We start from the raw sequence: 12960 nt of genomic DNA, 5'->3' as shown, positions 1-12960 counted from the left end.
GGAGGTGGGGAGATGGGGAGCAGGGGAGGCAGAGGAAGAAAAGATTTTTACCAATTCCCCATGCCCAATGCCCAATTCAATTCCCCATATCCAATGAATAATCACTAATGACTAATGACTAATGACTAATAATATGAGTTTGACACTCCCTAGTTTGACTGTTAGCCAGATGTTTGGGCAAAAAACAATCCGACCGCTGACTGCTTCTACTATTTATGGTATTGCTTTTATCCAAGATCGGCTGATCGCTATTGACACCGTTAAAGGTCATCTATTGGAGATTGATCCGGTTTCTGATAACAGTAAAATTCTCAATCCGCACCAGGTCAAGGAATTTAGCGATGTTACTGGTTTGGCAGTCTGGGAAAATACACTTTGGGTCAGCCGAGGTAATAGTATTTATTTGTGTCAGTTAGACTCTCTAGGTTTAGAACATTTTGTTACTTTACCTTACACTGCCGACGGAATTGCGGTTTGGGAATCTACCATTTATGTTAGCTGTCAGAGGTTAGGTTATATTCTAATTTTTGACAAGGATACACGCAAAGAAATTACACGATTTTATGCTCCGGGTGTAGGTATAGAAAATTTGGCGGTGAGTAAGGAAACTTTATGGGTTTGCGATCGCACAGAACAAACAGTTTACTCCATGGATCGAGCAACTGGAGAACTTCGTTTTAGTGTCCTTACACCTTTTGCATCTCCCACTGGTATTGCTATCCATAGTCAAGATCAAACAGGGAAGGATCTACTTTATATTGCTTACTCCACTGAAGAACCTTATATTCGTGATAATCCCAATGCTGATCCTAATCACGAGTTGACTTACCGGGATCTGACTTTTATTCATCCCTTGCATTATGAATACAACCCAGATAAACGCTACGCTCTATCTAATGGTTACTTGATAGAAATGTCCTATGTCGAGGAAATTTCCCCCCTCGATGAAGTTTATTTACCGAATTTGGAATGGCGTATTGCTCTACCCTCGGAAACAGAGCGCCAAAAGGTTAAACAAGTTGAATCTATTGGTTTACCCTTCACAGAAGAAATTATTGAAGGACAACGCATAGCAGTATTTAGATTTGATTCTCTTGTTCCCGGTGAACGCCATATTTTCGGTTGGAAAGCTCTTGTGGAAGTACGAGGTATTAAGTATCGCATCACCCCTAAAGATGTGGAAGACTTACCAGACCTCACACCAGAATTAGAAGCTCGCTATTTGGTGGACGATGATGATTTGGCTATGGATACTACTATTGTCCGTGATGCAGCACATGAAGCCATCGGTTCAGAAACCAATACGTTGCGAAAAATGTACAACATTCGCAACTATGTTTATGATGAATTATCTTACGGCATTAAACCTCACATAGACACTCCCGATATCGTTTTAGAACGAGGTGTTGGTTCTTGCGGCGAATATGTGGGTGTATTACTGGCTTTATGTCGTTTAAATGGTATTCCTTGCCGAACAGTAGGTAGATATAAATGTCCTCCCTATGCAGAACATCAGGGAGTTCCCCTACAACCTGACTTTAATCATGTTTGGCTAGAATTTTATATACCTAATTTCGGTTGGCTACCAATGGAATCAAACCCTGATGATATTGGTGATTATGGCCCATACCCTACACGTTTTTTTATGGGCTTGTGCTGGTATCATATTGAAATAGGCAAAGGAGTCTCCTTTGAAACCTTAACTAGCAATGGTAAAAGGTTAACCAAAGAAGATATAGCCATTGGCGATTTGGCTATTAATCACATTCGGTTTACAATTCTTAAAGAAATCCCACCCATCTAGGTTGGGAATTAAGAATTGGCAACTGGTAGTTAGCAGTGGGGTATCAGATAGAAATGAAATATGGTCTATTTAGCTCTAAATGCCCCCATTGTTCACACATGATTAGATTAACTTTACTCAAGATTTAACGTTTAGCAGGAAAAATTTATGTGCAATTTAAGAAAAAAGTCAGTAGTTTTCCGAGTAATTCTGTAAAATACTAGAATACAGGCTTTCCATATAAATATGGAGGGTATAATGAACTTCATATTGCTATAAGCCGTATTAATCCGGTTGACATACTCATATTTATGTATGAAAAATGACTTATGAACCAGTTTGTAAACGGTAACAACAGGTGAAAAATTGGACAAGTACTGAATCCGAAAAAACTGTGGAACAAACACCCTTAGCAAAAGTGAATGGTGTCAGACGAGAATACCTACACAACTACCATGACTGTTATCTAGAAGAACAGTTAATTTATCAACATCTACTTCATTTGGTACAAATGGAATCCCCAGACCAAATGATTGAACGTTTTCGTTCATTATTTATTGAACGGTCGAATTATCCTGAACCAGAAATTATTCCTATCTTAGACAAAATTACAGCATCTAAAACTGCGACTGAAGATTTTAAATTTTTTCTCAATCGTTGTTGTCATATTCTCATCAATCGCTGGTATATTCAGCCCTATTTGCATCATAATATTGTTAATTTAATTAATCTATTTGATTTACCTTCAAACACTTTAGGAGTAGGGAGTTTTCGTTTTCGAGAAATCAGGCGTTTGCGTGAACTGTTAAAGATTTTCATTAACAGTGAACAGTATGTGGTATTGCGGCGGTTTATGCAGCTGGTAAGCCAAAAACCTCAACTGAATAATCGCAAAGAAAAGCAACCTTTAGTAAATTTAATTAGTCGTTATCCCTATCTATATGAACATTGTTTAATTAGTGAAGATTCCACTTTTGAACAACAAGAAACTGTGAGGAATTTCCAGGCACAGGTACAGAAAAAATTTGAAATTGATCTGTCTCAATATGTCACCTATAAAGTGCGTAGAGTACAGATTTTAAAAAAAGTTTCCCCATCAGAAGCTAATCGGATTTTACGCCCAGTTAATAATCCTACCCTACTTACAGATGGTGATCTGTACAGTACCCTCAAACAATTCATTGGTAATACTGAAGGTAATCATACATACCAAGAAAGAGCGCAACAATTCTTGAAATATAATAGTAGCGCAACTACTAAATTTCATGATTTTAAAGATGATTTATATGAATATCTCATACCTTCTGTTGATAGCAAATATGGCAAACGCCAATTTAACCAACGGTTATATTCTTATTTACAGAATACATTACCAGATGCTGATGATCTCAATACTAGTGAATTTTTAGTAGTCAGAACTTGTAGTCAGCTATTAAACTTCTTGGTTGTCAACAGTCAAGCATCACCACAACACTCAACTTTCTTAGACTTAATTAGTAATCAAGGTTCATTACCAACTATTGGTTTATTGCTAAAACTGGTTTTAATTTGTCATAAAGTTAAACCATATCTAGAGAAAAGATTAGCAATTTTATTCAATCATTATGAAAATGCAACTACTGACGCGATAGATTGGTTAGTAGCAACTTTAGAACAATTAAATATTGCCATGAGTATTCACTTTGGTGATATTGATTTGTCATTTTTTAGAAAATTCTGTTAGCAACAATCAACAAGCAGCATTTTTCCCAGTGCCTAAGAATTACGAATTATTGGTGCTGAGTAAGATTTTGTAGGCTTCAAAGCCGAAAATTCACAGATTGAATTGAAGGGACAAAATCGGCAGTGATTGCCTGGGTTGGGTGGAAATATTTGACTAAAATTACTATCTTGATCTGCATATTTTTGTAAATCAAGTTGGTGTTTATTTGCTACATTAGCCAACTCAAATTCCAAGGATGTTAATTCGTGACTATTAATAGTAATTAACTCAGATTTTTGGCCAACTTCTAAATTATAAAACGATGCTACAGCATTTTTGCCGGGATAAAGATAACGTGCAGCTAATAAATAAACTAAAGCTTGTCGTTTATCAAAAGCTGACTTACCAGTTTTAAAATCTAATATATGTAAAGTATTATCCGAGTCAATAAACACACAGTCCATCGCTGCATATAACCGGAAACGATAGTTACCCTTGTCAATGACAATTGGTTTGGGAAAACCTTCATCCCCTGGAGTTAGTTGCAGAATACATTTATTTAAAAGTAAAGGGGATTTTTGATATTTTTGTAAAATTTTCAGAACTCGTTGCTTAACTTGAAAAGTAAAGTTGCTGAGTTTTAGGAGTTGCGCTACTTTTTCCACCCCATCAGACTGAGTTAACCAATGGAGATGACGATGAAATTCATATACACCTTTTTGGGCAAGAATGCCAATCCGTTGGGGTGGAGTGGCTTTTGCTAATAAAGCTTTCACCTCTGGTTCACGTTGTTTGGCTTTAATAAAACCCCTTCTCATTTGACAGTGCCATTGTTCTTGCCCTTTTTTGGGGGCAACTAGGGACCAAAGGTGGTAACTTACAAAGGGTCTAGCAGGGATTGACATTGCTCAGTTAGAGTGAGAGAAATTACCTTGGGGATACTTGCAACACAGTGGATATTCCACGGGCTTTGCGGGATGCTTCCTCACAGTAATGATTATGTACGGGAGAGAGTAGCAAAATGAGTAACCCTAACAATTCCAGTAAAATAAAGTTTGGTACTGATGGCTGGCGAGGCCTTATTGCCGATGATTTTACTTTTCCCAATGTGCGGAAAGTAACTAGGGCGATCGCCAGTTATCTGGAAACTGCCTATAGTAAGGACAGACCAGTTTTAATCGCCTACGATACAAGGTTTTTAGCTGATGAATTTGCGCGGACATCTGCGGCTGTTTTAGCTGATTTAGGGTGGAATGTGAAAATTACAGATCGGGATTGCCCGACTCCTGTAATTGCCTACAATGCACGTCACCTGAATTCCGCAGGGGCTTTGATGTTTACTGCTAGTCATAATCCTGCACCTTATTGTGGGATTAAATATATACCAGACTATGCTGGGCCTGCCACTCCTGAAATTACTGATACTATTGTGGCCAATATAGAAACGGCATCGGATGAGTTACCGGGAAGTAACCCATCGGGTACGATTTCTACTTTTGATCCGAAACCTGATTATTTGCATTTTATCTACACCTTGCTGGATGTGGAAAAAATTAAGAGTGCGAATTTAAAAGTTAAGTACGATGCTCTCTATTCTACATCTCGTGGCTATTTAGATGAGGTGCTGCAACACTGCGGAACTCAATTAGAAAGTTTCCACACTTGGCGGGATGTGCTGTTTGGTGGTGGGATGCCAGAACCCAAGGGTGAACAGTTGGTTGATTTAGTGGCAGCTGTGAAAGCTGATAAGGCTGATTTGGGTTTAGCTACTGATGGAGATAGCGATCGCTTTGGGATTGTGGATGAACAGGGTAATGTTCTCACTCCCAATACGGTACTGTTAGTTTTAGCAAGACATTTAATCAAAAACAAGGGTAAAACTGGCGCGATAGTCAGAACTGTGGCGACTACCCATTTATTAGATAATTTTGCGGCTAAATATGGCTTGCAAATTTATGAAACTGCGGTTGGGTTTAAATACATTGGTGAGAAAATGCGGGAAACCGCTGTTTTGATTGGTGGTGAGGAGTCTGGGGGCTTGAGTATCATTGGCCATATTCCTGAAAAAGATGGGGTTTTGGCGGATATGCTGGTGGCTGAGGCGATCGCCTATGAAGGTAAGCCTTTGAGTCAGTTGGTACAGGAGGCGATCGTAGAAGCTGACGGGCCTTTGTATAACCATCGCTTAGATTTACACCTGACTGATGCCCACAAAAACGCTGTCATTGATTCCTATAGCAAAAATCCTCCGGCCGAAGTAGCAGGAATTAAGGTCAAAGAAGTAGGCAGAAAGGATGGGATTAAACTGTATTTAGAAGAAGGTAGCTGGGTGTTGCTGCGTCCTTCTGGTACAGAACCCTTGGTAAGGGTGTACATGGAAACTAATTCACCAGAGAAAGTTAATCAAATTGCAGCCACAATGGAAGCTGAAATTGCTAAGTTAGGATAGGTGATAGGTGACAGGTGACAGGTGACAGGTGACGTAAATAGTTGATGAATCCTGACTCCTGACTCCTGAATCCTGAATCCTAAATTTTTATATATAAAATTATGAAAAATTTTGTGAATTTATTAATAGCGGTAATTATAGCTGTTTGGGTATTGGCGATCGCTTTAATTTCTGTACAGAATGCTACACCTATATCTTTACGATTTCTATTTTTTCAATCTATACAAGTTCCTTTTGGTTTGATGTTAGCTTTTTGGGTAGCGGTGGGTTTAGTTGGTGTGGCGGTTTTGCGGCTGATTTTAAGTTTGGGTGAGTCCCAGTCTGTGCTTGATGAGGAAGCGGAGTTTTTTATTGATGATGAGGACTTTTAGGCGTTTCTTACCCAGAGTCGTAGAGAAATCAGGTAGTGTAATCCGAATCATAATTAAGAGGTATTCCTTACCCCTAAAACCATCTAGATCACAGAAAATTGATTGTCAGAATTATCCGCAAGCAAGTAAAACAGATAGATTACCATGTTAGAACAAGGCACTATCAGTATACATACTGAGAATATTTTCCCAATTATCAAAAAATCTCTTTATTCAGATCATCAAATTTTCTTACGGGAACTGGTATCAAACGCTGTAGACGCGATCCAAAAACTGACAATGGTATCTCGTGCTGGTGAGTACAGTGGAGACACGGGTGAACCAGAAATTACCATTGCCATTGATAAAGATAAAAAAACCCTCTCCATCTCCGATAATGGCATTGGGATGACAGCAGAGGAAGTCAAAAAATATATTAACCAAGTTGCTTTTTCCAGTGCAGAAGAATTTATTCACAAATATGAAGGAAAAGCAGACCAGCCAATTATCGGCCACTTTGGTTTAGGTTTCTACTCCTCCTTCATGGTGGCAAAACAAGTAGAAATTGATACTCTTTCCTATCAAGAAGGTGCAACCGCAGTTCACTGGATTTGTGATGGTTCACCAGCATTCACCTTAGATGAATCTTCTCGCACCACTCGCGGTACTACCATTACTCTAACTTTAATGGCAGAGGAGGAAGAGTTTTTAGAACCAGCACGAATTAAGAATTTAGTTAAAACCTTCTGTGATTTTATGCCAGTTCCCATCAAATTAGATGGGGAAGTTTTAAACAGACAAAAAGCACCTTGGCGTGAATCTGCTAGTAATTTAACTCAAGAAGATTATTTAGAATTTTACCGCTATCTCTATCCTTTCCAAGAAGAACCTTTGTTATGGGTGCATCTAAATACAGATTATCCCTTTATTGTGAATGGGATTTTGTATTTCCCGAAAATGCGACCTGATGTAGATGTCACCAAAGGACAAATTAAGTTATTCTGCAATCAGGTTTTTGTGAGTGATAACTGTGAAGAAATTATTCCCCAATTTTTAATGCCAATGCGGGGTGTAATTGACAGTACTGATATTCCTTTGAACGTTTCCCGTAGTTATTTACAAGGCGATCGCACTGTTAAAAGAATCGGTGATTACATCGCTAAAAAAGTCGGTGATAGACTCAAAGAACTCTACCGCAACGATAAAGAACAATATATTAATGCCTGGAAAGATTTAGGAACATTCGTTAAATTTGGTGTTCTCAACGACGAGAAATTTAAAAAACAAGTTGAAGATATTCTCATCTTCCGGAGTACCGCCGAATTAGCAGCAGAAAAAACAGAAACACCAGCCGTAGAAGTTCAATCTTCCGATAGTGATGTCTGGCAAGATGTAAACTCAAATAGTGGTAATAGTTTACCTTACACCACCATCAAAGAATATTTAGAACGCAACAAAGAACGCCACGAAAATAAAGTTTTTTATTGTACCGATGAAGCCAGCCAAGCAACATACATTGCATTACATAAAAACCAAGGTTTAGAAGTCCTATTTATGGACTCTTTCATTGATACTCACTTTATTAACTTCCTGGAAAGAGAATATCAGGATGTTAAATTTACACGAGTAGATTCTGATCTGGATAACACATTGTTAGATGATAAATCCAGTGAAATTGTTGACCCAACTACCAATAAAACCAAGAGTGAAATTATCAAAGAATTATTTGAAAAATCACTCAACAAACCCAAAGTTAATATCCGTACAGAATCATTAAAATCTGAGGATAGCAAAGCAACGCCACCAGCAATGGTATTGTTACCAGAAATTCTCCGTCGTCTACGGGATATGAACGCGATGATGCAGCAACAAAATGCTGATTTTCCTGAAGATCATGTTTTGTTAGTAAATACTGCCCATCCTTTGATTGAAAACCTTTTAACTATCAATCAAGGTAGCATTATTCAAGGTGAAGGTGAATCATCCTCGGAACAGTTAACAAAAATGATTTGTCAGCACGTTTATGATTTAGCGTTGATGTCTCAAAAAGGCTTTGATGCTGATGGAATGAAATCCTTTGTGGAACGTTCTAATGATGTGTTGACTAAGTTGACAGAACAAGCGAGTAAGTAGATAGAATTTGTAGGGGTTTAGCAGTGCTAAACCTTTACTTTGTTATATCTACGTTTTGGGTTTATCCAACAAGTGCTATTTATATTTTTTCTAATTCCTTGGATTTTAGTTAAACTAAATTTAGTAGATTTTAAATACTATGAAAATTTAAGAATATGAAACAAATAAAAATTATTGTCGAAAAACACTCTGATGGTTATATTGCTTACCCCTTGGGCATTAAAGGTGTTATTGTGGGAGAAGGTGATACTTATGAAGCAGCTTTAGCTGATGTAAAATCTGCTATTCGATGTCATATAGAAGAATTTGGACAGGAAGTTTTAGAAGAGGAATCACCTATTTTAGAAGCTTTTGTAGCTGAAGCAGAGATAGCTATCTAATGCCCAAATTTGATGTTTTCACAATTACTGTTGAGGATGTGAATAATGATAATAATGCACCAACTGTAGAAAATGAAATTCCCAACCAAACCGCAACCGAAGACACAACTTTCAATTTCATCATCCCAGAAAATACTTTCGCAGATGTAGATGCAGGAGATGTTCTCAGTTATTCAGCAACCTTAGCAAATGGTAATCCATTACCAAGTTGGTTGAGTTTTGATGCTGCAACTCGTACCTTTAGCGGTACTCCTGCTAATGAAAATGTTGGTAATTTCAATGTTCAAGTAATAGCTACGGATAGTCAGGGTGCAACAGTCAATGATGTTTTCACAATTACTGTTGAGGATGTGAATAATGATAATAATGCACCAACTGTAGAAAATGAAATTCCCAATCAAACTGCAACCGAAGACACAACTTTCAATTTCATCATCCCAGAAAATACTTTCTCTGATGTAGATGCAGGAGATGTTCTCAGTTATTCAGCAACATTAGCAAATGGTAATCAATTGCTATTTGTCCAGATACAAATAACATTTGTCCAGAAGCTAAAATAGCTTGGTTATATGGTCCAACTGGTGCAGGTGCTTTATCGGTACGGATAACTTGACGAGTCATGGAAATATCTCTTATTTCTTTTGGTAATGGTGCATCTGGTTTCATGAAGTCCAAATCAACATCTGTTGTGTAAACTTCTCCATCTGGCATTATCGCACCTGTGAGGTCAGCTTTGTGAAAGGTTGCACCGTAGATATTTGCGCCGGTTAAATCTGCTCGTCTCAAGTTTGTACCATCGAGATTTGCTCTCATTAAATCAGCTTTTTGCAAATCTGCTCGTTCTAAATTTGTTCCTTTTGAGAATACTTCATTAATTTTATTTATCATTTTATGAATTTTTACCATTATCTATGTCATTTTGAAATCTCTCTTAGTTTTTGTTAGGAAATAAGATGCGTTCGCCCTGGCTCTTTGAACTCAATGAGGTTGCCTTTGGGAATTGATTTGCGTCGTTTCAACAGTAAATAAGCAGCGGGGGTGAAGTAAAGCGCTAGAAATGGAGAACCGCCGATACCGCCTGCAATTGCGATCGCCAGAGGTTGCCAGAACGGATCGCCATCACTTAACAGGGGAATAAAACCCACCATTGTCGTAATAGTCGTGGTTAAAACGTGACGAGTTGCTTTGACAACCACATTTTCCACAGATCGGCGGTTGCCCAACTTAGCTTGAGGATCTTCATCAAGCGCAGAAAGTACCATAATCGAGCCATTAATAGCAATCCCGACCAGACCCATCGAACCGACAATTGCCATAAAACCCAGCACCGAGCCAAACACCTTGAGGGAAAACAAAGCCATGCCAATTGAGCCTATCGCCACGACTGCGACAATGGCTGTTTGCCCAAACGAACCCAGTGATAGTACCAGCGTGGTAATCATTGTCAGGACTAACAACGGCACAAAGAACAGCAAGCTGCCAACGGTACTGTTGCGTTCTGCCTGTTCGCCGCCAAACTCATAAAAATAGCCTGGTGGCAATTGAAAGTTTGCCTGGGCGAGTCGTTGTTGCAATGCTGCGAGAACCTTGCTTGGCAGCACCCCAGAGGTGATAAATGCTTGCACGGTATTTACTCTTTGCTCATGCCGACGCGCTACGTTGGCAGATTCAGGTAATAACTTGAATTGTCCCAGGGCTGAGATAGGGTGAAAGTCTGGATCTGGTGATTGCTCTGGGCGTAAATCAAGCGAGGACAGAGACTCCAAGCTGGCGCGATCGAGATTTGTCAACCGTACTCGCACCGGTAAATTTTCCGTGGACTCGACAATGCTGCCACCGATAATACCTTCAGAGTAGGCTGCCAATTGTTCGGCGATCGCTGTGTTATTCAACCCTGCCTGCTGCACCTGCTCTTCATCGACCTTCAGCCCTAACTTCGGTAAGCCTTCGGTCAAGTCATCCCGCACCGCAATCACATCTGGGATGGTGGTCAAAATCTGCCGCACCTGGGTTCCCAGACGGCGTAATTCTGTCAAGCTTGGGCCGTAAATCCGCATTTCTACTGGTGCGGCAAACGGTGGCCCTTGCTGAAGTTTCTGCACAATCACCCGTGCATCAGGGAAGACGGTACTCAGATCACCTTGTAACTCACGTACCAAAGCTTCAACCCCATCCTTGGATTTAAGCTGCACCATCGCCTGAGCATAATGAGATTGATTTTCACGGTTGCTGATCAGGTTGTAGTAAAACATGGGAGCGCTTTCGCCCACAAACCAATGTACATCTTTGACATTGTTATGGGTTAAGATGACCTCCCTTGCTCGTAGAACCTGTTTTTGGGTCTGGGCGATCGCCGTTTGTGGAGCAAATTCCACCTCAATCTGAAACTGATCACGATCAAGGAGTGGAAAAAACTGCTCCGGTAGGCTCCCTGCTACAAGAAAGCCCAGCAACGGCACAATCAGCGTTAATGTTGCCATCAATAGCGGTCGAGCCGTTGTGCGTTGAATTGACCAACGATACAGACGACTTAAACGCGGTGAATTCAAGCCATTATTCCACCACGCTCCAGGTTTGATCAAGAACTGGAAAAACCTGCTACCGAACCGACCCTTATTACTGTTTTGTTGGTCGTCGTAGTCATGCCCCCTACTTCCCAGCAAGCGTCCAGCCAAAGCTGCAATCACTGTCAGGGAGATCACTAGGGATGAAATCAGGGATAAGATGACACTGAGTGCGATCGAGCCAACAAATTCTCCAGCCGATCCGGGCAGGAGATAAATAGGCAAAAAGGTGATTACTGTTGTCACGGTCGAAGCCAGAAGCGGAACTTGCAAATACTTCACGGTATGGCTAACAGCTTCCAGGGGAGGCTTACCTTTTTCCAACTCCACCTGAATTTCATCGACGACCACAATTGCATTATCAATTAACAGACCCAGGGCAATGATTAAGCCCGTTACAGACATTTGATGGATTGGCACATTCAAAACGCTCATCCATCCCAAAACCGCAAATACGCTCAATGGCAGCGCAATTCCCACCACGAGAGCGGATCGCCAGCCCATGCCCATAAAGGTGACGCTCATCACCAGGGCAGCGCCAAACAACAGGTTATCAATCAGCGTACCAATGCGCTTTTCGACATAGCCACTTTGATAAAACAGCAGGTCTAGGCTCACACCCACCGGGAGGCGATCGCGAAAGCTATCGAGTTGCTTACGAACCTCTGCCCCCCACTGATCAACCCGCAACCCGGACTGCATCATCACGCCTAGCACAACCGCCGATTTACCCCCAACCAACGCCTGATGATTGAGAGGGTCGCGTACCCCCCGACTAACAGAGGCAATGTCACTTAAGCGTGTAAATTGACCTTGATCTGATTGAATGGGAATTTGCCGAATTTGCTCTAACGTTTCCAGTTCATTTTCCACCTCAATGGCAATATTTTGATTCGCACTACGAAACTGACCCGCCGTTACCTTAGCATCACTGAGGCGAATTTGCCCTGCCAACTGCTGAGGAGACAAACCTACCGCCGCCAGTTCTGATGCGGCCATATCCACCAGAATCTCTTCCTCTGGACTGCCGTAAAACTCAACTTTTTCTGTGCCGTTTATCCCTCTTAGAACGATGCCCAACTCTTTGGCATAGCGCTTGAGAATGGCATAGTTCGGTTCATCTGGCAAATTCCAGGTTAGGGAAGCAATGACGGTATACGCTCTTGTCTCGGCTTCATCTAGTTCCGGGGGGGTTGCCCCAACAGGAAGTCGGATTAAGGCATCAGCTAGTTCATCACGAACTTTTGACCACACAGACTTAGTATCTTTGACGGTTTCAGCCAGTTCAATCGCAACTGTAGAAAAGCCCACCCGCGAGTTCGACTGTAAAACATCAATCTCTTCAATTTCTGATAGTTCTTCTTCAATCACAGCCGTGACCAGGGCTTCCACCCGTTCGGCATTGGCTCCGGGAAAAGCAGTCTGAACGACGGCTGTACGGGCTACCATTTCTGGGTCTTCTTGGCGTGGCAGGGCTTGAAACGCAGAGAAACCCCAAGCGAACAGCATCAGCAATGTAAGAATGAGAAGACGAATATTTTTGTAAAAGGGGCCAACCATGATGTATTTTGCTGCGGAGGGATTGAACAAGATTATTAA

The 12960-nt window shown here is 40.7% G+C and carries 10 protein-coding genes; 7 read left to right on the top strand and 3 right to left on the bottom strand.

Going from position 1 to position 12960, the window contains the following annotated elements:
* The first annotated feature begins 133 nt into the window (after window positions 1-133).
* The gene (locus WJM97_RS10000) at window positions 134-1804 is read left to right on the top strand and encodes a transglutaminase domain-containing protein (RefSeq protein WP_353933141.1); all 1671 of its coding nucleotides are present in this window, start codon (window positions 134-136) and stop codon (window positions 1802-1804) included.
* Window positions 1805-2141: 337 nt separating this feature from the next.
* Window positions 2142-3506, top strand: coding sequence for a hypothetical protein (locus WJM97_RS09995; RefSeq protein ID WP_353932885.1), 1365 nt, complete (start codon window positions 2142-2144; stop codon window positions 3504-3506).
* Window positions 3507-3538: 32 nt separating this feature from the next.
* Here WJM97_RS09995 and WJM97_RS09990 read toward each other — a convergent pair whose 3' ends face one another.
* On the bottom strand, window positions 3539-4390 hold the full coding sequence (locus WJM97_RS09990; protein WP_353932884.1) for a PD-(D/E)XK nuclease family protein: 852 nt from the start codon (window positions 4388-4390) through the stop codon (window positions 3539-3541).
* 116 nt (window positions 4391-4506) lie between these two features.
* Here WJM97_RS09990 and WJM97_RS09985 point away from each other — a divergent pair, with 116 nt between their 5' ends.
* The 5 genes from WJM97_RS09985 to WJM97_RS09965 all read left to right on the top strand — a co-directional run bounded on the left by WJM97_RS09985 (window position 4507) and on the right by WJM97_RS09965 (window position 9357).
* Window positions 4507-5934: a phosphoglucomutase/phosphomannomutase family protein gene (locus WJM97_RS09985; RefSeq protein ID WP_353932883.1), complete on the top strand. Its 1428-nt coding sequence runs from the start codon at window positions 4507-4509 to the stop codon at window positions 5932-5934.
* A gap of 101 nt (window positions 5935-6035) precedes the next feature.
* Window positions 6036-6305: a DUF1049 domain-containing protein gene (locus WJM97_RS09980; protein ID WP_353932882.1), complete on the top strand. Its 270-nt coding sequence runs from the start codon at window positions 6036-6038 to the stop codon at window positions 6303-6305.
* Window positions 6306-6449: 144 nt separating this feature from the next.
* Window positions 6450-8417: a molecular chaperone HtpG gene (htpG, locus tag WJM97_RS09975; protein ID WP_353932881.1), complete on the top strand. Its 1968-nt coding sequence runs from the start codon at window positions 6450-6452 to the stop codon at window positions 8415-8417.
* 155 nt (window positions 8418-8572) lie between these two features.
* Window positions 8573-8797 (top strand): hypothetical protein, encoded by a 225-nt coding sequence (locus WJM97_RS09970; RefSeq protein WP_353932880.1) that lies wholly within the window; start codon window positions 8573-8575, stop codon window positions 8795-8797.
* On the top strand, window positions 8797-9357 hold the full coding sequence (locus WJM97_RS09965; protein WP_353932879.1) for a putative Ig domain-containing protein: 561 nt from the start codon (window positions 8797-8799) through the stop codon (window positions 9355-9357). The genes WJM97_RS09970 and WJM97_RS09965 overlap by 1 nt, the downstream gene beginning before the upstream one ends.
* On the opposite strand, the gene WJM97_RS09960 is transcribed toward WJM97_RS09965, so the two are convergent.
* Window positions 9275-9685, bottom strand: coding sequence for a pentapeptide repeat-containing protein (locus tag WJM97_RS09960; RefSeq protein ID WP_353932878.1), 411 nt, complete (start codon window positions 9683-9685; stop codon window positions 9275-9277). The two genes, WJM97_RS09965 and WJM97_RS09960, sit on opposite strands and share 83 nt — an antisense overlap.
* A 53-nt stretch (window positions 9686-9738) precedes the next feature.
* Window positions 9739-12951: an efflux RND transporter permease subunit gene (locus WJM97_RS09955; RefSeq protein WP_353932877.1), complete on the bottom strand. Its 3213-nt coding sequence runs from the start codon at window positions 12949-12951 to the stop codon at window positions 9739-9741.
* Window positions 12952-12960 lie beyond the last annotated feature (9 nt).

Source organism: Okeanomitos corallinicola TIOX110, assembly GCF_038050375.1.
GTDB classification, from domain to species: Bacteria; Cyanobacteriota; Cyanobacteriia; order Cyanobacteriales; family Nostocaceae; genus Okeanomitos; species Okeanomitos corallinicola.
This window is presented reverse-complemented; position numbering and strand designations above follow the sequence as displayed.

Bases quoted from the DNA above. Each gene is read 5' to 3' on its own strand.
- htpG (WP_353932881.1), top strand. From the start codon at position 6,450: ATGTTAGAACAAGGCACTATCAGTATACATACTGAGAATATTTTCCCA.
- WJM97_RS09985 (WP_353932883.1), top strand. From the start codon at position 4,507: ATGAGTAACCCTAACAATTCCAGTAAAATAAAGTTTGGTACTGATGGC.
- WJM97_RS09970 (WP_353932880.1), top strand. From the start codon at position 8,573: ATGAAACAAATAAAAATTATTGTCGAAAAACACTCTGATGGTTATATT.
- WJM97_RS09990 (WP_353932884.1), bottom strand. From the start codon at position 4,390: ATGTCAATCCCTGCTAGACCCTTTGTAAGTTACCACCTTTGGTCCCTA.
- WJM97_RS10000 (WP_353933141.1), top strand. From the start codon at position 134: ATGAGTTTGACACTCCCTAGTTTGACTGTTAGCCAGATGTTTGGGCAA.
- WJM97_RS09960 (WP_353932878.1), bottom strand. From the start codon at position 9,685: ATGATAAATAAAATTAATGAAGTATTCTCAAAAGGAACAAATTTAGAA.
- WJM97_RS09980 (WP_353932882.1), top strand. From the start codon at position 6,036: ATGAAAAATTTTGTGAATTTATTAATAGCGGTAATTATAGCTGTTTGG.
- WJM97_RS09965 (WP_353932879.1), top strand. From the start codon at position 8,797: ATGCCCAAATTTGATGTTTTCACAATTACTGTTGAGGATGTGAATAAT.